Genomic DNA, 22,133 nt, shown 5'->3' with positions numbered 1-22,133 from the left:
GCGCTCCTACAAAAGACCTGCGCAGGCCCCTGTAGGAGCGCGCTTGCGCGCGATCCCGGTCACGTCACGGGCAGGCGTCTGTAGGAGCGCGCTTGCGCGCGATCCCAGGTAGCGTCAAGCTGGCGGGGTGGCCAGCTCGGGGTTATCCCAGCCTTCCTTCTTCTTGAAGCGCGCCCCGTGCGCCTGTTCCAGTTTCGCCAGGCGCTCGCGGACCTTGGCGACGCCTTCGGTGCGCAAGTATTGGATGGGGCCGCCGCGAAACGGTGCGAAGCCCGTGCCGAAGATGACGCCGGCATCAAGCAGGTCGGCATCATCGACCACGCCCTCGGCGAGGCACGCGACGGCTTCATTTACCATCGGCAGGATCATGCGGTCCTGCAGATCGGCCGGCGGCACGTACGCGGGATCGACGTCCGGCTTATCTGGCTTGCCTTCCTTCCACACGTACAGGCCTTCACCATCCTTCTTGCCGCGCTTGTTCGCGGCCAGCTTCTCGTCAAGGCCGGCAGGCACTTCCAGGCCAAGGAACGGGGCGAGCTCTTTGCCAACCGACGCGCACACGTCGAGGCCGACCGTATCCGCCAGCTCGATGGGCCCCATCGGCATGCCGAACTTCTTTGCCTCACGGTCGAGCACCGGGCCTGGCACGCCTTCGTTGTAGAGGCGCATGGCCTCCATCAGGTACGGCATGAGGATGCGGTTGACGAGGAAGCCTGGCGTGCCCTTGACCGACACGGGCAACTTGCCGATCGCCTTGCAGAAGGCGAGCGCGCGCTTCTCGATCGCCGGGTCCAGCTTGTCATGGCGTACCACTTCCACCAGCGGCATCTGCGCCACCGGATTGAAGAAGTGCAGGCCGAGGAAGCGCTGCGGTGCACCGAGGCCCTGGCGGAGTTCATCGAGCGGGATCGACGACGTGTTGCTCGCGAGGATCTCGTCCGCCTGGAACTGCGGCTCAATGGTCGCGTACAGCGCGTGCTTGGCTTCCGGGTTCTCGTAGATGGCTTCGATGGCGAGATCCGCATCGGCCACGCCCTTGCCTTCGACATCGGCACGGAGGCGCGCAGTCGCCGCTTCCACCTTGGCCGGTGCCTTGAGTTTCTTCTCGAACATGGCGCGGGCGCGCTTGATCGCCGGCTCCACGAAACGCAGCTCGCGATCCTGTAGCGTGACTTCGAAGCCCTTCAGCGCCGACCATGCGGCGATATCGCCACCCATGGTGCCCGCGCCCACCACGTGCACGTGTTTGATGCCGTGGTCGATGCCGCCGCCGAGGCCCTTCAGGCGTTCCTGCAGGAAGAAGATCCGGATGAGGTTGCGGGCGGTGGGTGTCGTGGCGAGCTTCGCCACGGACCGGGCCTCGAGCTTGAGCCGCTGCTGGATGTTGCCGCCACCGTTAGCCCAGACATCGATGAGCGCGAAGGGCGCCGGGTAGTGCTCCCTGCGCACTTTCGCCGCCGTCTGCTTGCGCACCATGGGCGCGAGGATCAAGCGGACGGGCAGGGTGTTGGTGGCCCAGGCCTTGGCACGCTGCGCGAAAGGACGGGGCGACGGACGCTTGGCCAGGTGGCGGGCTTCGGCCAGGAGTTCGTCCGGCCGGGCCAGGCGGTCGACCAGGCCCACGGTCTTGGCACGCCGCGCATGGAATGGTTTGCCGGTCAGCATGGCAGGCAGGGCATCCGGTGCGCCGATCAGGCGCGGCAGGCGGGCGCTGCCACCCCAGCCGGGGTGGATCCCGAGCATGACTTCGGGCAACCCGATCTTCGTGCTGTCGTCGTCCGCGGCGATGCGGTAACGGCAGGCGAGCGCCAGTTCCGCGCCGCCGCCCATGCATGCGCCGTGGATCGCGGCCACGGTGGGAAAGGGTAACCGGGCCAGGGATTCGAACACCCGCTGGCCGTTCTCGATGTTCTCGAGGACGGTCCCGGTGTGCGCGTACTCCACGAATTCCCGTATGTCCGCACCCACGGCAAAGCCGGAGGGCTTGGCAGAATGGATCACGACGCCCTTCGGGCCTTCGATAGCCAGGCGTTCCACCAGGGTACCCAGTTCATCCAGGACCTCGCGGGCCAGCGCGTTCGCACTGGAGCCCTCACGGTCAAGGGTGAGGACGACGATGCCATCGTCGCCTTCGCTGGTCTTCCAGTGCTTGAATCGGAGTCCTTCGAACATGGCCGTCGTGCGTGGCGAATGAGCGCATCACCATACCTTCCCGTCGTGCCGAATGCGAGATACCCCGCCGTATGGTCGGCGCGTCGCACCCATCTGGCGCCGCGACCCCGGTTGGCCCGATACTGCGCGCCAGTCAAGTAGCCAGATGGCCGAGGTCTGTGGATCCCATCGTAGGAACGGATGTCTTCGACCGAATCCTTTCGGCCGCCGGCCCGCTCGTCGCCCTGAAAGCGGACGAGCCGATCATGCTTATCGATCAGTTCCGCCTGGTCGCCCGGCGCACCGGCCAGGCCGTGTATCTGTGGCGTGGCGGCGAGGGGCTGACCAGCCTGCGCGATGCTCAGATGCGCGTGCCAGGATGCACCCGGCTTGGTGATGCGCTCCGTTACATCCTGCAGAGCCTGCACTTTGGGGTGTACCTGCTCGATATGCCGGCGGGTGTTCCCAGCGCGACCGATGGTGCGCTTTTACGGCAACTTGCCAAGGCACAGACGGGGCACGTGCGCCGTGTGGTCCTGCTCGGTGCCAGCGCGACCCTGCTTGCCACCTTCGATGACGATATCGTCCGCGTCGATGCCGACCGCGGGGCCCGTGCCATCGCTCCGCGCCTTCGCGATGGCCGCTGGGTGGTCTGAGCCATGATGTCGATCCCCGACGCCAGCGGCGTCCTGATTTTTACCCCGCGCCGCGACATGCGCCGCGCGGTATTCGACGCCCTCGACGCCGATGGCGCTTTTGTCCTGCTCAGCGCGCGCGATGCGTTCCAGCTGGAGGCGTTGCTCGCCGATGCGCCGCCGCTGCAAGTCGCGGTGGTGGGCGGCGATGGCAGCGACGATGTGCGCCTTGGCATGCGTGTCCTGCGTAGTTTCGCCGCCTATCGCGACATCCCGGTGGTGTATCTCGTGCCGGATGGTCCTCTTGCCGTCGCGCCTGATGATGGTGCTGCCTGGTTGCGCGAAAGTGCGATCGCCGCCGAACTCGCCCAGCGCGTGCGCATGGCGGTGGCCGTCGATACGACGCCGCCACCGACCGCGGTTCAGGCGGATTTCCGTTTTGCATTCGATGCCGGCGCCGCCTGGGCGGTGGCTTCCGCATCGGATGGGTGCATCGTCGATGCCGGTGCCGGCATGCGCCGCCTGTGTGCGGAGGATGCGCCGATCCAGGGTCGGCTGTTGCGCGATGTCTTCATCATGGTCGATGGCGCGAGCTGGCCGATGCCCGATGGCGACGGTATGGCCTGCGTGCTGCACCGTGCCGATGGCAGCGAGATTCCTGGCGAGGTCGATGTTCGCCATCTGCTCGATGGCCAGGGTGGCCACCGCATCGCCGTCGCTTTTCGCGACATGCGCGCGAGCGATACGGCGGCGCGAGCGTTGTCCCTGCTCTCCGTTCTCGACGCATGCCCCAGTGACGACGAGGGTCTGGGCGAGGCGGCCGCGATGCTGGCCGATGCGCTCGACCTTGATGTCGTCGGTATCTGGAGCGCGCTGCCGGAAAGCGAAGGCGACCCCGAAGTCATCGCGCGCATCTGGAACGGCCCCGGCCAGGTGGAGTGGGCGGACGCCGCCGATCTGCCTTTGCTCAAGCTTTGCCTGAGCGGCGAGCCGATCGTGCGGCTAGGCGATGGCCGTGCCGCGATGCCGGCCGATCCGCTTATCGATGCGCTCGGCCTCAGTTCGATTGTTTTCCTGCCGCTGTTCGATGAACGGCGCAATCCCATTGGTGCCATGCTCGCGGGCCGCCGGCGTGCGGCCAGCGATGGCCGGGTATTCGAGCTGGCACTGCGTGCCGCCTCGGCGCGCTTCAGCGCGGCGCTCGAACTACGCCGTGCGCGCGACCAGGGCCGCGAGCGCGGGCTGGTCGATCCGCTGACCGGCCTGCCCAATCGCCTGTTGTTCAACGACCGGCTGGATACCACGATCCGCGAAGCGTCGCGCACCGGCGAACTCTTCGCCGTGCTGTTCGTGGATCTCGATCGTTTCAAGGGCATCAACGAAACGCTGGGCCATGCCGTGGGCGACCAGGTGCTTACGGCGGTCGCTCGCCGCCTGCGCTCCAGCGTGCGCGGTTCCGATACGGTGGCCCGCTACGCCGGCGATGAATTCACCCTGGTGCTTCGCCACATCATCAAGCGCGAAGACGTGCTGCGGATTGCCGAGAAAATCGTGCAGGCGATGGAAGTGCCATTGCACCTCGACGATGGCTCCGAACTGCAAGCCACGGTGTCGGTCGGTATCGCCTTCTTCCCGGATGATGCGGTTGAGGGCGAGCTCCTGCTGCGCCACGCCGACGAGGCCATGTACGGTGCCAAGAGCCTGGGTCGCAACAATTACCAGGTGTACGCGGCCAGCGTGGATACCGCCCAGCAGCAACAGGGCGAACTGAAGGCGCGCCTGCGCCATGCCGAACGCAATGGGGAGTTGCGGGTGTTCTACCAGCCCCAGGTCGATGCCGTTACGGAAGATATCGTCGGCATGGAAGCGCTGGTGCGCTGGGAACATCCCGAGCTGGGGATGATCAGCCCAGGGTTCTTTATTCCGCTTGCCGAGGCCAGTGGCCTCATCGTGCCCATTGGCGAGTGGGTGCTGCGTACCGCATGCGCTCAAGCCGCCGCCTGGCAAGACCGGTACCGTATGGGCCTGCGCCTGGGCGTGAATCTTTCCGCGGTGCAGCTGATGCAGGCCAACCTGGCCGCCGTGGTCGCCCGTGCGCTCGAAGATACGGGGCTGGATGCGTCGCTGCTCGAACTGGAAGTGACAGAGAGCATCAGCGTGAAGACGGTGCCGCACCTGGTGGAAACCCTGGATGCACTGCATGCGATGGGCTGCCGCATCGCGATCGATGACTTTGGTACGGGCGCGGCGTCACTGGATTACCTGCGCCGCCTGCCGGCCGACCGGATCAAGATCGACCAGAGCTTCGTCCGCAACATCGGTGTCGATCCCGATGATGAAGCCATCGTCCGCGCCACGATCGACATGGCCCACCGGCTCAAGCGCGGCGTGGTGGCGGAGGGTGTCGAGATCGAGCAGCACTTGCAGTTCCTGAAGGCGAACGGCTGCGACGAGTTGCAGGGCTACCTGTTCTGCCGGCCGCTGCCGACGGTCACCTTCGACAAGCTCCTTGCCGAGCGCGAGCGCATCGTGACCGAGGGCCAGAGCCTGGCCATGGTGTAGGAGCGCGCTTGCGCGCGATCCGACCTACCGGTTGGGTTGAGCTTCACCGGTGCAACCGCATATTTTTGTCTGGGGCGCGCATGATTGAACTTGCGGGGCCGCGGCAGGTCTCAGCTGCGCCCGCGACTGGACCGAATGAGTTTGAGGAGACGGCCCGGATGGGCGAAAACGAACTGGATCAAGCACTTGTCGAACGCGTGCAACAAGGAGATCGCCGCGCCTTCGATTTGCTTGTCCGCAAGTACCAACACAAGCTGGTCGCCCTGATTTCACGCTATGTCCACGACTGGACCGAGTGCGAGGACATTGCCCAGGAGGCCTTCGTGCGTGCGTGGCGCGCCCTGGGCTCGTTCCGCGGCGAAAGCGCTTTCTACACCTGGCTGTACAAGATCGCCGTGAACACGGCCAAGAACCACCTGGTGGCCATGGGCCGCCGCCCGCCCACCGGCGATATCGATGCCGAGGACGCCGTTTACGTGCCTGGGGCCACGCGCATGCATGAGAACGCCACCCCAGAGCGCGAACTCATGCGTGAGCAGGTGGAACAAACGGTGTTTTCTACTGTCGAAGCGTTGCCCGAGGAACTTCGGGTCGCGATTACCCTGCGCGAGGTGGAAGGCAAGAGTTACGAGGAAATTGCCGCCGCCATGGATTGTCCGATCGGGACGGTCCGTTCGCGTATCTTCCGGGCCCGCGAGGCCATTGATGAAAAATTGCGGCCATTGTTGTCCGACCGCGAGGAACTGAACCCATGAGCGAAGCCAATCGGGAAATTCTCTCTGCCGGCATGGATGGAGAGCTGTCACGGGAGGAGATCCGCTTCCTGTTGCGCCGCCTGGAGGCCGATTCGGCCCTGGCGAGCACCTGGTCGCGCTACCACACCGGCCGCGACGGCCTGCGCGGCGAGGCACTGCCGCCGGTATCGGCCGGCTTCGCCGATCGCGTCATGGCGGCCATCGAGGCCGAAGCCATGCCACAGGCGACCTCGGTAGCGGCGCCGCGCCGTCGCTGGTTGCACTGGTCCGCCGGTAGCGCCATCGCCGCGAGCGTGGCGGTGGCGGCCCTCATGGCCTCGCAGCCTGCCGGCAACCACGGTGCGGCACCCGAAGTCGCCCACCACGCCGCGGCATCGGCGGGTGCCGATATCGCGGACGCCACGCCTGAGCCGGCGGCTGCGCCGGTAGCCCCGCAGTGGCTCAGCGGCAATGTCGCCTCGCAGTTCACCCAGAAGGCCGCCTTCGACAGTTCGGGTGACGAGGCCGCTACCGCGTACCTGCCGCGCTCCACCCCGTACCAGATCCAGCGCGTTCGCGCTGACGAAGTCCGCGATGCCAGCCGGGGTCAGTACCAGTTGCTGATGACCCGCCCGGATGGCTCCCGCTACGTGCAGCCGCAAGCGGCACCGGCCGCGCGATAAGCCGCGTCGTATCCGGCGCGCGCCGCCGTCCCCGGCGCGCCTCCCTTCCTGCTTTTAAGTGAACCGTGTGGCGAAGCCGCCGCACGGGCGGTCATGCCTGAAGAAAAGGAGAAACACCCATGGCATCCTGGCACGCACGCGCGCTGATCGGTGGCGCGCTCGTCATGGCGAGCGTCGGCGCGCAAGCCCAAACCTTGCCTGATTTCACCGGCATCGTTGAGAAGAACGCACCCGCCGTCGTCCATGTCGAGGCGAAATCCTCTGGCCCCACGGCGGCACGCAAAGGGGCGGGTCGCGGGGCGCAGGACAGTCCCAATGACCAGGACGAACTGCTACGGCGGTTCTTTGGCTTACCCGGCATGCCTGCGCAGCCGAGTGAGCAGACCTCGCTCGGTTCTGGCTTCATCATCTCGGCCGACGGCTACATCCTCACCAACGACCATGTCGTCGACGATGCGGACCAGGTGAAGATCCGCCTGCAGGATCGCCGCACCTTCACCGCCAAGGTCGTCGGCAAGGATCCGCAGTACGACATCGCCTTGCTCAAGGTCGATGCCAGTGCGCTCCCCACGGTCACGATCGGCGACTCGCGCAGCGTCAAGCGGGGCCAGTGGGCCCTGGCGATCGGCTCCCCGTTCGGCCTGGATGCCACGGTTACCCACGGCATCATCAGCGCCGTGGGTCGCAACCTGGGTAGTGGCGACCAACCCTATACCTCCTTCATCCAGACCGATGTGCCGATCAATCGCGGCAATTCCGGTGGTCCGCTGTTCAACCTGCAAGGCCAGGTCATCGGCGTGAACTCGCAGATCTACTCGACCTCAGGTGGCTACCAGGGGCTGTCCTTCTCCATTCCTATTGACGTCGCGATGAACGTGGTCCAGCAGATCAAGGCCAAGGGTTACGTCTCGCGCGGCATGCTCGGCGTGACGGTCCAGCCGGTCGACCAGTTCGTGAAAAACCTCAATCTGCCCGACGCCAACGGCGCCCTGGTCGCCCAGGTCACGCCGGGTAGCGGGGCAGACAAGGCCGGCCTCAAGCAAGGCGATGTCATCCTCGGTTTCAACGGCACCCCCATCACCCAGTCCGTGGACCTGCCACCGCTCGTAGGCATCACCCCGCCGGGCTCCATGGCCAAGGTGGAGATCCTGCGCGATGGCAAGAAGCAGAGCGTGGACGTCAAGGTCGGCGAGCTGCCCCGCGACAAGAACGCCCTGGCCGAAGCGATGGGTGCGGCGGCCGGCGGTTCGGCAGCGGCGCTGGGCCTGTCCGTGGAAGATATCGATGCGCAATCGCGCAGCGAGCTGGGCCTGAAGGCGGGCGAGGGGGTGGTGGTGAGCAAGATCACCGGCCGTGCCGCCGCCAGTGCCGGCCTGCAAACCGGTGATGTCATTCTCATGGTCAACCAGAAGCGGGTCGGCAGCGCCGCCGCCTTCCGCGATGCCGTCAAAGGCGTGAAAGAGGGTGATACGGCCATGTTGCTGGTCCGCCGCGCCGACTCCACGCGGTTCGTAGGAATTACCGTGCCAAGCGACAAATAGGGGCACGCTCGCAAGGGATGGGCCGGGCCGCCGAGCGCGGACGGCCCTTGCCATGCGATAATGCGGGATTCGCACCGGCCAAGACGGCGGGTGCGCGTCGTTCGCGCCGCGAGCGATGGTGAACGTGACCACGGCGCTCCATGGAACTCATCCGCAACTTCTCCATCATTGCCCACATCGACCACGGTAAGTCGACCCTGGCCGACCGCATCATCCAGTTGTGCGGCGGCTTGTCCGAGCGCGAAATGGAAGCGCAGGTCCTCGACAACAACCCGATCGAGCGTGAGCGTGGCATCACCATCAAGGCGCAGTCGGTGTCGCTGCCGTACACGGCCCGCGATGGCAAGACCTACCAGCTCAATTTCATTGATACCCCGGGCCACGTGGATTTCAGCTACGAGGTGAGCCGCTCGCTGTCCGCCTGCGAGGGCGCGCTGCTGGTGGTGGATGCCGCCCAGGGTGTCGAGGCCCAGTCCGTGGCCAACTGCTATACCGCGATCGAGCAGGGTCTGGAGGTCATTCCGGTCCTCAACAAGATCGACCTGCCCACCGCCGATATCGACAAGGCCAAGGCCGAGATCGAGGCCGTCATCGGCCTGGATGCGTCCGACGCCATTCCGGTCAGTGCCAAGACCGGGCAGAACGTCATCGAAGTGCTCGAGGCGATCATCCACAAGATCCCGCCGCCGAAGCCGCGTGATACGGACAAGCTCCAGGCGCTGATCATCGATTCGTGGTTCGACAATTACCTGGGCGTCGTCTCGCTGGTTCGCGTCATGCAGGGCGAGATCAAGCCGGGCGACAAGATCCTGGTCATGTCCACGGGCCGCACCCACCTGGTCGATGACGTCGGCGTCTTCACACCGAAGCGCAAGAAGCTCGAGAAGCTCTCGGCGGGCGAGGTGGGCTGGATCAACGCGTCGATCAAGGATGTCCACGGCGCCCCCGTCGGCGATACGCTCACCCACGCCGGCAAGCCGGCCGCGGAACCGCTGCCGGGCTTCCAGACCATGCAGCCGCGCGTGTTCGCCGGCTTGTTCCCGGTTTCGGCCGATGATTACCCGGCGCTGCGCGAGGCGCTCGACAAGCTGCGCCTGAACGATGCAGCCATGTTCTTCGAACCGGAAAGTTCTGAGGCTATGGGCTTCGGTTTCCGCTGCGGCTTCCTCGGCATGCTGCACATGGAAATCGTGCAGGAGCGCCTGGAGCGCGAATACGACCTCGACCTGATCACGACCGCGCCGACGGTGGTGTATGAAGTGGCGAAGACCGATGGCTCCGTGCTCAGCATGGATAACCCGGCCAAGCTGCCCCCGCCGCAAATGATCGCCGAGATCCGCGAGCCGATCATCGTCGCCAATATCCTCACGCCCGCCGAGTACGTCGGCAACGTCATCAAATTGTGCGAAGAAAAGCGTGGCGTGCAGCGGACGATCCAGTACCTCGCCACCCAGGTGCAGATCACCTATGAGCTGCCCCTCGCGGAAGTCGTGCTGGATTTCTTCGATCGCCTGAAATCGGTGTCGCGGGGCTATGCCTCGATGGATTACCACCTGGAGCGCTTCGACGCCGGCCCGTTTGTGCGCGTGGATATCCTTATCAATGGCGATCGCGTCGATGCCCTGAGCCTGATCGTGCACCGCTCGCACGCGGATCGCCGCGGCCGCGAGCTGGTCGAGCGCATGAAGGAGCTGATCCCGCGCCAGCAGTTCGATGTGGCGATCCAGGCGGCGATCGGTGCGGCGGTTATCGCCCGCTCCACGGTCAAGGCCCTGCGCAAGAACGTTCTCGCCAAGTGCTATGGCGGCGACGTATCGCGTAAGAAGAAGCTCCTGGAAAAGCAGAAGGAAGGCAAGAAGCGCATGAAGCAGGTCGGCTCGGTGGAAATCCCCCAGGAAGCCTTCCTCGCGGTGCTGAAGGTCGACAAGTAAGAGTCACCCGCGGGTGGCATGACGTTTTACCCATGGAAACCCGGCGCCGGATGCGCCGGAATGGACCCACCGGGTCCTTCACACGACTAACGGAGATGGCATGGCGGCTTTTGATTTTTCGGCGATCCTACTGGGCGTGACGGTCCTTTTCGGCGTCATCTGGCTCTTTGATCGCCTGTTCCTCGCCAAGGGCCGGCGTGCCCGAGCCGAAGCCCAGGGCAGCGAAATCGCCGAGCCCTGGCCGGTGGACTGGGCCCGCTCCCTGTTCCCGGTGATCCTGGTGGTGCTGATCCTGCGCTCGTTCGTGGCGGAACCGTTCCGGATCCCGTCGGGCTCGATGATGCCGACCCTGGACGTGGGCGACTTCATCCTCGTCAATAAATTCTCGTACGGCCTGCGCCTGCCGGCCTTCAACAACAAGATCGTGGAAAACGGCGAGCCGCGCCGCGGCGATGTCGTCGTATTCCGCTTCCCCGGCTACCGCTGCCCGGATGGCAACGGCCATATCGTCCGCAGTGGCGACCTGACCTGCCAGGATCCGAACGCGCCGGTACCCAGTGAAAACTGGATCAAGCGCGTGATCGGCGTGCCGGGCGACCGGATCGAAACCCGTGGCAGCGAGCTGTTCATCAATGGCGAGCGCGTCGCCATGGACGAGCTGGGACCCTACAAGGGCGACCTGAAGCAGCCGGAAGACCGCCTGCTGATGACCTACGGCTCGAAGCTCTATACCGAACACCTGGGCAGCGTGAACCATACGATCGCCCTGACCCCGGCTTACAATATGCCGCAGGATATCCCCAACGCCGTGGTGCCCTCGGAAGTGCCCAAGGGCTGCTACATCGTCATGGGCGATAACCGCATGAACAGCACCGATAGCCGCTGGTGGGGCTGCATGCCGGAGGAAAACCTCGTCGGCAAGGCGTTCCTGGTCTGGCTGGCCTGGCGCGGGTTCGATAACGGTATCAGCGGCATGTTCGATTTCTCCCGTATGGGCAAGGTCATCCATTGACCCAAAGGGTGGCCCCGGTCACGGCCCGGGGCGTTGCGCCCCGGCGCGGACAAGGTAATCTCCGCAGCGGGGCGCAGGTGCGCCCCTTCGGTATCCGAATCAACAGGGGAGCCGCCCACGCGCGGCAGGGTCAAGATATGAATTCCAGGCAATCGGGTATTACCCTCGTCAGCTTTATCATCGTGCTCATGGTGCTGGGCTTCTTTGGCTTGATGGCCATGAAGCTGGTGCCGTCGTATATCGAGTACATGGGCGTCGTTAAGGCGATGAACCAGATGGCGAACGAGCCCGGTAACGACGATATCGCGGATGCCCGCCGCCACCTCGCGTTCAAGATGAGCTTCCAGTACGTCGATGATTCGACAATCAAGCCGCAGGACATCACCATTAACCGCACTGCCGGCCTGCCGACCTTGCGCGTGGCTTACGACAAGCGCGTTCCGTTTATCTACAACATCGATTTCCTGCTTCATTTCGACAAATCGGTGCAGCTCCGCAGCACTAACGCTGGGTAATGAGGTTTCGTGGAATTTCCGCATCGTTTTCGTGATCCTGGTTTTGCAAGCCTGGCGCTGACCCACCGCAGCGCCGGGAAGCCGAACAACGAGCGGCTGGAATTCCTGGGCGATGCCCTGCTGGGTGTCCTCGTCGCCGAACTGCTGTACGAAGTGCACCCGAATGCCAGCGAAGGTGAGCTCTCGCGACTCCGTTCCCAACTGGTGAATGGCCAGGCGCTGGCGGTGGTCGCCCGCGAGCTGGAGCTGGGTGACCGGTTGAAGCTGGGCCCGGGTGAGCTCAAGAGCGGCGGCTTCCGCCGCGAATCCATCCTGGCGGATGCCTTCGAGGCCATGCTGGCCGCCGTCTACCTGGACGATGGCTACGATGCCTGCCGCCAGGTCGTGCGCAGGCTTTTCACACCACGCGTGGCAGAACTCAAACGATCGAGCAAGGATTTCAAGACCCGCCTGCAAGAGTGGCTACAGGGCAAGGGCTTGCCGCTGCCCGTTTACGAACTGACCGACAGCTACGGCGAAGACCACGCCAAGATTTTTGACGTAAGCTGCTCCATTGACGAACCGGAAGCCATCCGCACCGAAGGGAGCGGGGGCAGCCGGCGTGCCGCCGAACAGGACGCCGCCGAAGCGGTGTTGCTGAGGCTGCTGGAAAAGAAACCATGAACGATATCGATTTCGAAAATAACGACAACGACACCCTCGTCGACGACGACTTCCGCTGCGGCTACGTCGCGCTGGCGGGGCGCCCCAACGTCGGTAAGTCCACCCTGCTCAACGCGCTGATCGGCGTGCGGCTCTCCATCGTGAGCCACCGCCCGCAGACCACGCGCCACCGTATCCTGGGCATTTCCACCAAGCCCAACGGCCAGATCCTCTACGTGGATACCCCGGGCCTGCACCGTGGCGGCAAGCGCGCCATGAACCGCAGCCTCAACCGCGCGGCCCGCGCGGCGGTCACCGAGGTGGATCTCGCCGTGCAGGTGATCGAAGCCGGTCGCTGGACCGACGAAGATGCGGCCATGTACCAGGCGCTTTGCGAGCAGCAGGACATGCCGAAGCTCCTGGCCATCAACAAGGTGGATCTGCAGAAGGATAAGACGGCCATGCTGCCGTTCGTCGCCGACCTGATGCAGAAGCATCCGTTCGATGACGTGTATTACGTGAGCGCGCTCAAGTCGAAGGGCCTGTCCGGCCTGGAGAAGGGCATCCTCAAGCGCCTGCCCGAGCAGGCCGCGATCTACGGCGAAGACGAGATCACCGATCGCAGCGAGCGCTTCCTGGCCGCCGAAATGGTTCGTGAACAGCTGATGCTGCGCCTGGACCAGGAGCTGCCGTACGCGACCACGGTGGAAATCGAAGGCTTCGTGGATCGCCCGGATGGCGTCGCCGAAGTGCACGCCGTGATCTGGGTCGAGCGCGATGGCCAGAAGGCCATCGTGATCGGCAATGGCGGTGCTCAGCTCAAAGCGATCGGTACCTCCGCACGCAAGGCCATGGAGCACATGTTCGAGCGCAAGGTGTTCCTGAAACTTTGGGTCAAGGTCCGCGAAGGCTGGGCTGACGACGAGAACCTGCTCAAGCGTTTCGGTTACGAATAAGCCTTACCGGGCTCACCGCGCATGCGTGTCGAACAGCAACCTGCTTTCGTGCTGCATGCGCGGCCTTATCGCGAAACCTCCATGCTGGTGGAATGCCTGACCCGTGATTACGGGCGCGTTGGCGTGGTCGCGCGTGGCGTTCGCAACGAACGGGCGCGCATGCAGCGGGCGCAGCTGGAGCCGTTTCAGCGGCTGGCGCTCGATCTATTGTTGAAGGGTGAACTGGCCACGTTGCGGTCGGCCGAGCCTGTTGGTGTGCCATTGCGCCTCACCGGTGATGCCGGGCTCGCCGGCTTGTACCTCAACGAACTCGCGGTGCGCCTGACCGGCCGGCAGGACCCTAACCCCGAACTGTTCGGCCACTATGAGCGAACCTTGCAGCGCATGGCGGCAGGCCACCCGTTGGCGTGGACGCTGCGCCGGTTTGAACGGGACATGCTCGACGCACTGGGCTATGCCTTGCAACTGGATGTGGATGCGATCAACGGCGAGCCACTCGATGCCGCCGCGACCTATGTCTACGATCCCGAGTCCGGGGCCATGCCCGGACGCCGCGGTGATCCGCGCGCGTTGCGCGGTTCCGATTTGCTAGCCCTGGCCGCGGATACGGTGCCTGACCAGGCCGGGCTCGCCGCACTTCGCCGTATGATGCGACAGGTCATTACGTTCCACCTGGGTGGTGGTGAACTGAAGGCGTGGCGCGTGTTGCGATAACGGGGTTTCCGCGTCAGTGCCCCGAAACGAGTGCTGCGATGGTTGCCTCAACCTCCCGCCGAAAGCGCTCCACCACGGCAGGCGCGGCATGGCGAGATTCCACCACATGACCCTGCAAGGCCTTCGCCTGCTCACCCAGGCGCGTAGCACCACAAAAGCCACAAGCCGAGCGTAGTCGGTGCAACCGATCTATCAGCACGGCTGGATTGTGAGCCAGCGTGTGCAGTTCGCTGCGCAGTTCGAGCAGCTCTGTGCGCAGCAGTGCGCGGAGCGACCGGACAATCGCAAGGTCGCCCGTGGCCAGGAGGCTCTTGGCGTCGTCCAGCACGTCCAGTCGCGAGTCGACGCCGAGCGCCGCTTCCAGCGCGATCTTGAGCGAGGCGATCTTGCACGGCTTCTCGATGACGCCGATAAAGCCCACCATCTCCAGGTCACTGCGCAGGATCGGCGATACTTCCGCGCTGGTGGCGAACGCAGGCACGCCCGCTGACGCGGCATCGATGCTCGCATGCAGATTGGGCAAGATCTCGATCGCACCGCCGTGAGGCATGCGACAGTCAAGGATCAGCGCATCGAAACGGATAGCCCGTGCCTGGCGCAGCGCATCGGCGCCATCCACGGCCAGACTTACGTCGAAACCCAGGGAAAGCAGGGCGCCTGACAGGAACTGCCGGGTCGAAGGGTCGTCATCGGCGACCAGCACCTTGCGCTGGGTGCCGCGGTCAAGAGGGGGAGGGCGGTGCGAGTCCATCCAACGTTCCATGTCGTTCATCTGATTTTGGCAGAATGGGGCAGCATGCACCGTGTATCAACCCGCCGCCTCGGATTTTTCCTTATCGCCTGGATCGCGTTGTCCTGGGGCGCGGCGGCACACGCCGGGCTTTCGGTGGGTGCCGATTCGCTGAGCGTCCCGGGCCTGTCGCTTACCGACATGCAGGTCGACTTCGATCCGCAGGCCGACGGCAAAGGCATCGAGCTGCGCCTCGCGGCGAAAAAGGCCGATGTGCCGGCCATGGGCTGGCGCAAGCTGGGCCTGGGCCTGGAGGGCCAGCTCGATCGCGACGAGTTGGGCCGCTGGGTGTTTGATGGCCGCGTCCGCGTGCGCGGCGCCCCCGGCGGGGCGCTGGGCGATGCCAGCGTCCACATCGTTGCCGATGAAGCAGCCAATACGCTGGCTGTGACGATCACCCAGGACAAGGCGATCGCCGAGGTGGCGATGCCCATGGACCAGGTGAGCCACGCGCAGATCACCTTGAAGAACCTGCCCGCTGGCTGGCTGCAAGGCCTGCTCTCTACCGTGTGGTCGGGTCGCCCGACCGCGGGCAAAGTGGATGCCGACCTGGCCCTGGACCTGCTTGATACAGGCACCCAGGCCGCAGGCCAGTTCTCACTGGATGGCCTGGGATTCGATAGCCCCGGTGGCAAGCTCGCTGGCCAGAAAATCAGCGGAAGCGGCCGGCTGGGCCTGGATATGAACCGCGATGGTGCCAGCATCGACCTCGATGCGGGCCTGCGCGGTGGTGAATGGCTGCTCGGCCCGTTGTACGCGAACCTGCCCGGGCATGCGGTCCAGCTCTCGCTCTCGGCGCGCGCGCAGAAGGGCACGCTCGGCATCCGCCGTCTGCGCCTGACCGATCCCGATGCGCTCCAGCTTGAGGGTGAACTGGCCTTCGATGCGAAGGGTGACCTGAGCCAGCTGAAGCTCGATCGTTTCACCGCGCGCTTTCCGGTCGCCTACGACCGTTACGGCAAGGGCTTGTTACGCACCTGGGGCCTGGATGGCCTGCAAGCCAGCGGGGAAGTGGCCGGGCATGCCGCCATCGGCCCCGGTGGGCCCACGGCCTTCGCCTTCCAGACCGGTGGCCTCGATCTCGCCATGGCGGATGGCCGGCTCGGCGTCAACGGCCTGCGTGGCTCGCTCGACTGGAGCGCGACGGAAGATCGCCCGGTGACGAAGCTGGGCTGGCGCAGCCTGCAGGTGTACCGCATTCCCAATGGCGCGGCGGAGGGCAACTGGCTAAGCAAGGGCGGCACGCTGTCGCTTGAAAAGCCCATGGCCATCCCGGTGCTCGATGGTAACTTGCGCGTCCTGTCCCTCGGCTGGAAGCCTGCCGCGGCGACGGGCGAACGCCTGCAGACCTCGCTCGCGCTGACCCAGATCGATATGGCGGCCTTCAGTCGCGCGGTGGGCTGGCCGGAGTTTGGCGGCACGCTGGGTGGCGCGGTCCCCTCGCTGCGCTATGTCGATGACCGGGTCGAACTCGGCGGCGGCTTGTCGCTGAACGTCTTCGACGGCTTCGTCGACATTACCGGGATGACCTTGTCACGACCCTTCAGCGACGCGCCCGTACTCGCCGGCAACATCGCCCTGCGTAACCTCGACCTGGCCAAGATGACCTCGGTCTTCGATTTCGGCAGCATCACCGGCCGCCTGCATGGGGGCATCGATGATCTGCGCCTGGTCGCGTGGCAGCCCTCGGCCTTCAAAGCCACGTTGCTCGCCGACCAGGGGGGCCGGATCAGCCAGAAGGCCGTCAACAACCTCACTTCGGTCGGTGGCGGCGGTATCGCCGGCGGCCTGCAAGGCACGGTACTCAAGCTGTTCAAAACGTTCGGCTATCGCCGTATCGGCCTCAGCTGCACGCTCAAGGGCGATGTCTGCAACATGGGAGGATTGGGCGCGGTGAAGGATGGCTACACTATCGTCGAAGGCAGCGGCCTGCCGCACCTTACCGTGGTCGGCCACCAGCGCGACGTCGACTGGCCCACCCTGGTCCGCCGCCTGCAAGCCGCCACCAAAGGCGATGGCCCCACGATCCAATAAGCCCGGCCTGATGAAACACCCGGCCAACGCAACCCCGGCCGATGCAACCCCTGTAGGAGCGCGCTTGCGCGCGAAAGCCAACGAAGCGGTGAAGCATTCCACCTCAAAAGGACGTAACAAATGTCACGCAAACCACTGATTGGCCTAATTTTAGCCGCAGCAGTTGCCTTGGTCGGCTGCGTCACCATCAACGTCTACTTCCCCGAAGCCGCGGCGCAAAAGGCTGCCGACCAGTTCATCGGCAACGTCCTCGACGATAGCGGCGTCGCCCCCGCCAGCGGCGACAAGCCCGCGCCAAAGCCCGCGGACGGCAAGCAGCCCTCCGCCTCGCTGCTCGATCTGGTGATCCCGAAGGCCATGGCCGCCGAGAGCCCGGATATCCAGGTTCGCTCCCCGGAAACCGACGCGATCCGTGCGCGCATGAAGGGCCGTTTTGGTGGTCAGTTGAAGGCACTCATGGATTCAGGTGCGGTCGGCTTCACCGCCAATGGCCTTGTCGCCGTCCGCGATGCCGGCTCGCTCCCGCTGGACCAGCGCTCACAGGCCACCAACATCGTCCGTGACGAAAACGACGACCGCGACCAGCTCTATGTCGCGATCGCCAAGGCCAACGGCCACCCCGAATGGGAGCCGCAGATCCGCAAGACCTTCGCTGCCGGCTGGGTCGAGCGGGCCCCCTCGGGCTGGTATTATCAGGACGCCTCCGGCGCCTGGAAGCGCAAATAGGCCCTCTCCGCCAGGATCGTTCGCCGCGCTGAAGACCCGCGCGGCGCCTCCCAGCCCCGGCCCGGACCGATACGTCCGGGCTTTTAGTTTTTGAGCGCATGACCGACTTCGAAGCCACCATCACCGACCTCAGCCACGATGGCCGGGGCGTCGCCCGCATCGATAACAAGGCCACCTTCGTCTCCGGCGCGCTGCCGGGCGAGCGCGTGCTGCTGAAGTACCGCAAGCGCCACCGCAACTACGACGATGCCGAGGTCGTTTCGATCATCGAGGCCTCGCCCGATCGTGTTGAACCGAAGTGCCGGCACTTCGGTCAGTGCAGCGGCTGCTCGCTGCAGCACATGGCGCCGGAAGCGCAGATCGCCGCCAAGCAGCGTGTGCTGGCCGAGAATTTCGAGCGCATCGGTAAGGTCACTCCAGAAAGCTGGCTGCCGCCGCTGGTCGACCAGCCGTGGAGCTACCGCCGCAAGGGTCGCTTCTCGGTGCGCTTCGTCAACAAGAAGGATCGCGTGCTGGTGGGTTTCCGCGAGGAATCCAACCCGCGTTTCGTCGCCGACATCGATGTATGCGAAGTCATCCACCCGGCGATCGGTCCCAAGGTGGGCCTGCTCGGCACGCTGATCCAGAGCCTGGACACCGCCCGTGACATCCCGCAGATCGAATTCGCCGCGGGCGACGACACCGTGGCCCTGGTCTTTCGTCACCTGTCCCCGCTGACGGACGGCGATCGCGCGAAGCTCACCGCCTTCGCCCAGGAACACGGCTTCGCCCTTTACCTTCAGCCCGGCAACCACAGCACGGTGGCACCCTTATGGCCCGAGTCGCCGCGACTGTCGTTCGCCATCCCGGCCGAGGACGTTACGCTGGACTTCCTGCCGCTCGACTTCGTGCAGGTCAACGCCGGCATGAACCAGCGCATGCTCGCGCGCACGCTTGAACTGCTCGATCTGAAGTCCACCGACAAGGTGCTCGACCTGTTCTGCGGCCTGGGTAACTTCACCTTGCCGATCGCGCGGCATGCCGCCGAAGTGGTGGGCGTGGAAGGGGAGCACGGCTTGGTCCAGCGCGCGGCCGAAAACGCCGCCCGCAACGGTCTCGCCAACGCGGGCTTCCGCGTCGCCAACCTGTTCGATGACCAGCGTGATGAGCCCTGGGCCAAACAGGCGTGGGACAAGATCCTGCTCGATCCACCGCGCGCCGGCGCCGACAAGGTGCTGGAATACCTGCCACGCAAGGGCACGAACCGTATCGTCTACGTCTCCTGCCACCCGGGCTCGCTGGCCCGCGACGCGGGTATCCTCGTCGAGAAGCACGGCTTCCGGCTGGTGTCGGCCGGTGTGATGGATATGTTTCCGCACACCGCCCACGTGGAATCCATCGCACTGTTCGAACGCGGCTGATCGAGGTCTGGAAGGCATGGGTATCGAGATCGAGCGCAAGTTCCTCCTGGCCGGCGATGGCTGGCGCGCCCAGGTCGAGCGCAGCGAGCCGATGGCCCAGGGTTACCTGGTCGGCATGGGCGCGATCGAGGGTGGCCATGCGAAATCCTCGGTGCGCCTGCGCATCTCGGGGGAACAGGCGTGGCTCAACATCAAATCCGCCACGCTTGGCATCGAGCGCCAGGAGTACGAATACGCCGTACCGCTTGCCGATGCCCGGCACATGCTCGATACCCTGGCCGATGGCCGGGTCGAAAAGGTTCGTCACCATGTCATGCTCGATGGGGCACACTTCGAGATCGATGAATTCACTGGCGCTAACCAGGGCCTCATCGTGGCCGAGATCGAACTCGACAGCGCGGATGCCGCGTACCCCACACCCGGGTGGCTCGGGCGCGAAGTGAGCGACCAGGTCCGCTACTACAACGTCAACCTCATCGACCGGCCGTTCAACACCTGGACGCCGGCCGAGCGGGAAGGGAAGGAGAACGCCTGATGCTGCTGATCGGTCTGGAAGGCAAGGTGCTGAAGCCGCACGAGCACCCCTTGCTCACCGCGCACGGCGTGGCCGGCATCATCCTGTTCGGCCGCAATTTTGAATCGCGTGAGCAGGTGACGGCGCTGATCGATGCCGCCCGCGAGGTCGCCGGCGACGACCTGCTGGTCTGCGTCGACCAGGAGGGCGGCCGCGTCCAGCGTTTCCGCGAAGGGTTCACCCGCCTGCCGCCGCTGCGCGCCCTAGGCAAGCTTTACGACACGGACCCGGGCGAAGCCGTGGATCGCGCCGAGGAGCACGCCTGGATCATGGCCAGTGAAATGCGCGCAATCGGTGTGGATTTCAGCTTTGCGCCGGTCGCCGATATCGACCGCGGCAGCAAGGTGATCGGCGATCGCGCGTTTCATGCCGATCCGGTGGTCGCCGCCGAGCTGACCCAGGCCTACGTCCGCGGCATGCACCTCGGTGGCATGGCCGCCGTGCTCAAGCACTTCCCGGGGCATGGCTCGGTCGCCGAAGACACCCACGAATCGGTCGCCGTCGATACCCGTAGCAAGGACGATATCCTGCGCACCGACCTGCTGCCGTTCGTGGCGGGTATCGAAGCGCGCGCCGAGGCCGTCATGGCCGCGCACGTGAAGTACACCTCGGTCGATGACCAGCCGGCCGGTTACTCGCACGTATGGATCGAGGAGATCCTGCGTGGCGAGCTCGGTTTCCGTGGCTGCGTGTTCGGCGATGACATCAGCATGGCCGCTGCCGCCAGCGCGGGTGGTATCGCTGCGCGTGCGCACGCCAACCTCGATGCCGGCTGTGACCTCGTGCTGGCCTGCTTCCCCGATGTGGTTCCCGAAGCGATCGCCGCGGTCAAGGGCCGCCGGCTATCGCCGCCCGAACGCATCGCGCCCCTGCGTGGCGCGATCGGTTCGACCTGGGAAGGCCTTGTCGACAATCCCCAACGCGAGCGCTTTATCGCGCGCGTGACCGCCCTGGAGTCCTGACTTACCCATGACCGCCGCCGCCTCGCTCGAGCAAGCGCTCGAAAACTCGGATGTCCTCTTTACCCGCGATCAGCTCGATACCGAGATCGCCCGCATGGGCCGCGAGATCGATACCGCCCTGGCCGGCGAGCGTCCGGTCTTCCTCACCGTCATGCACGGCGCACTGATCTTCGCCGGCCAGCTCTCGCTGGCGATCAAGACCGACCTCGAATTCGATTACGTCCACGCCACCCGCTACCGCGGCGCCACCACCGGCAGTGACCTGCACTGGCTGCGCGAGCCGCATGTGCCACTTGCCGGCCGTACGGTGCTGCTGGTCGACGATATCCTCGACGAGGGTCATACGCTGAAGGCCGTGCGCGATGCATGCGTCAAGATGGGAGCGAAGCGCGTCCTGTTGGCGGTGCTCTGCACCAAGCTGCACGGCCGTCGCGCCGAGGGCATTGAGGCCGACTTCAACGGCGTGGATCTTCCGGATCGTTACGTATTCGGCTACGGCATGGATTACAACGAGCAGGCCCGAAACCTGCCGGCCATCTACGCGCTGAAGGATTGAACCGCATGAGCATCGACCTCGCCGTGATCGGCGGCAGCGGCCTCTACGCGTTCGAAGGCCTCGCAAACCCGCAGCGCCATACCGTGGAAACCCCGTTCGGTCCAGCCTCCGGCGATATCGTCGTCGGCGATTTCAAGGGCAAGCGCCTGGCCTTCCTCGCCCGCCACGGCGAGAGCCACACGGTGCCGCCACACCGGGTGAACTACCGCGCCAACCTGTGGGCGTTGCATGCGTTGGGTGCCCGCAAGGTGGTCGCCGTGAATGCCGTGGGTGGCATCCGCGATGACATGGGCCCGCGCGTGTTGGTCGTGCCGGACCAGGTGATCGACTACACCCATGGCCGCTTTACCAGCTTCAACGATGTCGAAGGCGCCGAAGTCCGCCACATCGACTTCAGCGAGCCGTACACCGAAAGCCTGCGCCAGGCGATCGTCGCCGCGGCCCGTGCCGAGGGCCTGGCCATCATCGATGGCGGCGTCCATGGCGTGACCCAGGGCCCGCGCCTGGAAACGCGCGCGGAGATTGCCCGGATGAAGCGCGATGGCTGCGACCTGGTCGGCATGACCGGCATGCCCGAGGCCGTGCTGGCCCGGGAGCTTGATCTGGAGTTCGCCTGCCTGGCCCTGGTCGCGAACTTCGCCGCGGGTGCTGGCGACGAAGCCGAGATCAGCATCGAGGAGATCTTCGCCCACCTTGCCGCCGCCACGGCCAACGTGGCGCCTATCCTGGGCCGGATGCTCGCCTGACCGGTTGGCCGCTCCTACAGGGGTGGGTTTGCCTGGGCATATGGGAAAGAGTCCCAGTTGCGCTTTGGTCTGAAACATGATGATACTTCGCACGCGCCGCGGGGGCAGGCTCAGGGGATCCAGGGGAAGCCTCGCCATCCGGGTGCTTCCAGTCCATGTCCAGAGGTTTCCGCAATGCGTTTCGGTACGGTCAAGTGGTTCAACGACGCCAAGGGTTTCGGTTTCATCGCGCCCGAGGACGGTGGGGAGGACGTGTTCGTCCACTTTTC

Annotated in this window: 21 protein-coding genes; 19 read left to right on the top strand and 2 right to left on the bottom strand. The window is 65.3% G+C overall.

Features of this window, described 5'->3' with window-relative positions:
- Positions 1–114: 114 nt before the first annotated feature.
- Positions 115–2,172 carry a 3-hydroxyacyl-CoA dehydrogenase NAD-binding domain-containing protein gene (locus tag VGN46_RS13195; protein WP_331644170.1) on the bottom strand — a complete coding sequence of 686 codons (2,058 nt, stop codon included), beginning with the start codon at positions 2,170–2,172 and terminating at the stop codon, positions 115–117.
- Between the two features lie 158 nt (positions 2,173–2,330).
- Between VGN46_RS13195 and VGN46_RS13190 the strand changes: the two genes are divergently transcribed.
- The 11 genes from VGN46_RS13190 (at position 2,331) to recO (ending at position 14,076) form a co-directional block, all read left to right on the top strand.
- Positions 2,331–2,807 (top strand): hypothetical protein, encoded by a 477-nt coding sequence (locus VGN46_RS13190; protein WP_331644169.1) that lies wholly within the window; start codon positions 2,331–2,333, stop codon positions 2,805–2,807.
- Between the two features lie 3 nt (positions 2,808–2,810).
- Positions 2,811–5,348: a bifunctional diguanylate cyclase/phosphodiesterase gene (locus VGN46_RS13185; protein ID WP_331644168.1), complete on the top strand. Its 2,538-nt coding sequence runs from the start codon at positions 2,811–2,813 to the stop codon at positions 5,346–5,348.
- A gap of 158 nt (positions 5,349–5,506) precedes the next feature.
- Positions 5,507–6,103, top strand: a complete 597-nt coding sequence (gene rpoE / locus VGN46_RS13180) for an RNA polymerase sigma factor RpoE (RefSeq protein ID WP_331644171.1) — start codon at positions 5,507–5,509, stop codon at positions 6,101–6,103.
- Positions 6,100–6,765: a sigma-E factor negative regulatory protein gene (locus tag VGN46_RS13175; protein ID WP_331644167.1), complete on the top strand. Its 666-nt coding sequence runs from the start codon at positions 6,100–6,102 to the stop codon at positions 6,763–6,765. Before rpoE ends, VGN46_RS13175 begins: the two co-directional genes overlap by 4 nt.
- A gap of 119 nt (positions 6,766–6,884) precedes the next feature.
- The gene (locus tag VGN46_RS13170; protein ID WP_331644166.1) at positions 6,885–8,306 is read left to right on the top strand and encodes a Do family serine endopeptidase; all 1,422 of its coding nucleotides are present in this window, start codon (positions 6,885–6,887) and stop codon (positions 8,304–8,306) included.
- A gap of 140 nt (positions 8,307–8,446) precedes the next feature.
- The gene (gene lepA, locus VGN46_RS13165) at positions 8,447–10,237 is read left to right on the top strand and encodes a translation elongation factor 4 (protein ID WP_331644165.1); all 1,791 of its coding nucleotides are present in this window, start codon (positions 8,447–8,449) and stop codon (positions 10,235–10,237) included.
- 100 nt (positions 10,238–10,337) lie between these two features.
- Complete coding sequence (gene lepB, locus VGN46_RS13160) at positions 10,338–11,249, top strand: signal peptidase I (RefSeq protein WP_331644164.1); 912 nt, start codon at positions 10,338–10,340, stop codon at positions 11,247–11,249.
- A 137-nt stretch (positions 11,250–11,386) separates the two neighbouring features.
- Positions 11,387–11,764, top strand: a complete 378-nt coding sequence (locus VGN46_RS13155) for a DUF4845 domain-containing protein (RefSeq protein WP_331644163.1) — start codon at positions 11,387–11,389, stop codon at positions 11,762–11,764.
- 9 nt (positions 11,765–11,773) lie between these two features.
- Positions 11,774–12,427, top strand: a complete 654-nt coding sequence (gene rnc, locus VGN46_RS13150; RefSeq protein WP_331644162.1) for a ribonuclease III — start codon at positions 11,774–11,776, stop codon at positions 12,425–12,427.
- Positions 12,424–13,362 (top strand): GTPase Era, encoded by a 939-nt coding sequence (gene era / locus VGN46_RS13145; protein WP_331644161.1) that lies wholly within the window; start codon positions 12,424–12,426, stop codon positions 13,360–13,362. Before rnc ends, era begins: the two co-directional genes overlap by 4 nt.
- Positions 13,363–13,383: 21 nt before the next feature.
- A complete protein-coding gene (recO, locus tag VGN46_RS13140) occupies positions 13,384–14,076 on the top strand; it encodes a DNA repair protein RecO (RefSeq protein ID WP_331644160.1) in 693 nt (230 codons plus the stop codon).
- A 13-nt stretch (positions 14,077–14,089) separates the two neighbouring features.
- Here recO and VGN46_RS13135 read toward each other — a convergent pair whose 3' ends face one another.
- Positions 14,090–14,827 (bottom strand): response regulator, encoded by a 738-nt coding sequence (locus VGN46_RS13135; protein WP_331644159.1) that lies wholly within the window; start codon positions 14,825–14,827, stop codon positions 14,090–14,092.
- A 45-nt stretch (positions 14,828–14,872) separates the two neighbouring features.
- Here VGN46_RS13135 and VGN46_RS13130 point away from each other — a divergent pair, with 45 nt between their 5' ends.
- The 8 genes from VGN46_RS13130 to VGN46_RS13095 all read left to right on the top strand — a co-directional run.
- Positions 14,873–16,900 carry a hypothetical protein gene (locus VGN46_RS13130; RefSeq protein WP_331644158.1) on the top strand — a complete coding sequence of 676 codons (2,028 nt, stop codon included), beginning with the start codon at positions 14,873–14,875 and terminating at the stop codon, positions 16,898–16,900.
- 120 nt (positions 16,901–17,020) lie between these two features.
- Positions 17,021–17,626 (top strand): YdbL family protein, encoded by a 606-nt coding sequence (locus tag VGN46_RS13125; RefSeq protein ID WP_331644157.1) that lies wholly within the window; start codon positions 17,021–17,023, stop codon positions 17,624–17,626.
- 98 nt (positions 17,627–17,724) lie between these two features.
- Entirely contained in the window at positions 17,725–19,026 is a 1,302-nt protein-coding gene (gene rlmD / locus VGN46_RS13120; protein WP_331644156.1) for a 23S rRNA (uracil(1939)-C(5))-methyltransferase RlmD, read from the top strand.
- A 16-nt stretch (positions 19,027–19,042) separates the two neighbouring features.
- A complete protein-coding gene (locus tag VGN46_RS13115) occupies positions 19,043–19,561 on the top strand; it encodes a CYTH domain-containing protein (RefSeq protein WP_331644155.1) in 519 nt (172 codons plus the stop codon).
- Entirely contained in the window at positions 19,561–20,562 is a 1,002-nt protein-coding gene (gene nagZ, locus VGN46_RS13110; protein ID WP_331644154.1) for a beta-N-acetylhexosaminidase, read from the top strand. Before VGN46_RS13115 ends, nagZ begins: the two co-directional genes overlap by 1 nt.
- A 7-nt stretch (positions 20,563–20,569) precedes the next feature.
- Complete coding sequence (locus VGN46_RS13105; protein WP_331644153.1) at positions 20,570–21,118, top strand: hypoxanthine-guanine phosphoribosyltransferase; 549 nt, start codon at positions 20,570–20,572, stop codon at positions 21,116–21,118.
- Positions 21,119–21,123: 5 nt separating this feature from the next.
- The gene (locus tag VGN46_RS13100) at positions 21,124–21,864 is read left to right on the top strand and encodes an S-methyl-5'-thioinosine phosphorylase (protein WP_331644152.1); all 741 of its coding nucleotides are present in this window, start codon (positions 21,124–21,126) and stop codon (positions 21,862–21,864) included.
- A gap of 174 nt (positions 21,865–22,038) precedes the next feature.
- A partial coding sequence (locus VGN46_RS13095; protein ID WP_331544498.1) for a cold-shock protein occupies positions 22,039–22,133 on the top strand: 95 nt, incomplete at its 3' end.

It is taken from the genome of Luteibacter sp., from assembly GCF_036500425.1.
In the GTDB taxonomy this organism is placed as follows: domain Bacteria; phylum Pseudomonadota; class Gammaproteobacteria; order Xanthomonadales; family Rhodanobacteraceae; genus Luteibacter.
The sequence above is the reverse complement of the archived record's forward strand: the minus strand, read 5'-3'. Positions and strand labels throughout refer to the sequence as shown.

Coding starts and splice junctions, on each gene's coding strand:
- VGN46_RS13195 (WP_331644170.1), bottom strand. CDS start 2,172: ATGTTCGAAGGACTCCGATTCAAGCACTGGAAGACCAGCGAAGGCGAC.
- VGN46_RS13185 (WP_331644168.1), top strand. CDS start 2,811: ATGATGTCGATCCCCGACGCCAGCGGCGTCCTGATTTTTACCCCGCGC.
- rpoE (WP_331644171.1), top strand. CDS start 5,507: ATGGGCGAAAACGAACTGGATCAAGCACTTGTCGAACGCGTGCAACAA.
- VGN46_RS13175 (WP_331644167.1), top strand. CDS start 6,100: ATGAGCGAAGCCAATCGGGAAATTCTCTCTGCCGGCATGGATGGAGAG.
- VGN46_RS13170 (WP_331644166.1), top strand. CDS start 6,885: ATGGCATCCTGGCACGCACGCGCGCTGATCGGTGGCGCGCTCGTCATG.
- lepA (WP_331644165.1), top strand. CDS start 8,447: ATGGAACTCATCCGCAACTTCTCCATCATTGCCCACATCGACCACGGT.
- lepB (WP_331644164.1), top strand. CDS start 10,338: ATGGCGGCTTTTGATTTTTCGGCGATCCTACTGGGCGTGACGGTCCTT.
- VGN46_RS13155 (WP_331644163.1), top strand. CDS start 11,387: ATGAATTCCAGGCAATCGGGTATTACCCTCGTCAGCTTTATCATCGTG.
- era (WP_331644161.1), top strand. CDS start 12,424: ATGAACGATATCGATTTCGAAAATAACGACAACGACACCCTCGTCGAC.
- recO (WP_331644160.1), top strand. CDS start 13,384: ATGCGTGTCGAACAGCAACCTGCTTTCGTGCTGCATGCGCGGCCTTAT.
- VGN46_RS13135 (WP_331644159.1), bottom strand. CDS start 14,827: ATGGACTCGCACCGCCCTCCCCCTCTTGACCGCGGCACCCAGCGCAAG.
- VGN46_RS13130 (WP_331644158.1), top strand. CDS start 14,873: ATGCACCGTGTATCAACCCGCCGCCTCGGATTTTTCCTTATCGCCTGG.
- VGN46_RS13125 (WP_331644157.1), top strand. CDS start 17,021: ATGTCACGCAAACCACTGATTGGCCTAATTTTAGCCGCAGCAGTTGCC.
- rlmD (WP_331644156.1), top strand. CDS start 17,725: ATGACCGACTTCGAAGCCACCATCACCGACCTCAGCCACGATGGCCGG.
- VGN46_RS13115 (WP_331644155.1), top strand. CDS start 19,043: ATGGGTATCGAGATCGAGCGCAAGTTCCTCCTGGCCGGCGATGGCTGG.
- nagZ (WP_331644154.1), top strand. CDS start 19,561: ATGCTGCTGATCGGTCTGGAAGGCAAGGTGCTGAAGCCGCACGAGCAC.
- VGN46_RS13105 (WP_331644153.1), top strand. CDS start 20,570: ATGACCGCCGCCGCCTCGCTCGAGCAAGCGCTCGAAAACTCGGATGTC.
- VGN46_RS13100 (WP_331644152.1), top strand. CDS start 21,124: ATGAGCATCGACCTCGCCGTGATCGGCGGCAGCGGCCTCTACGCGTTC.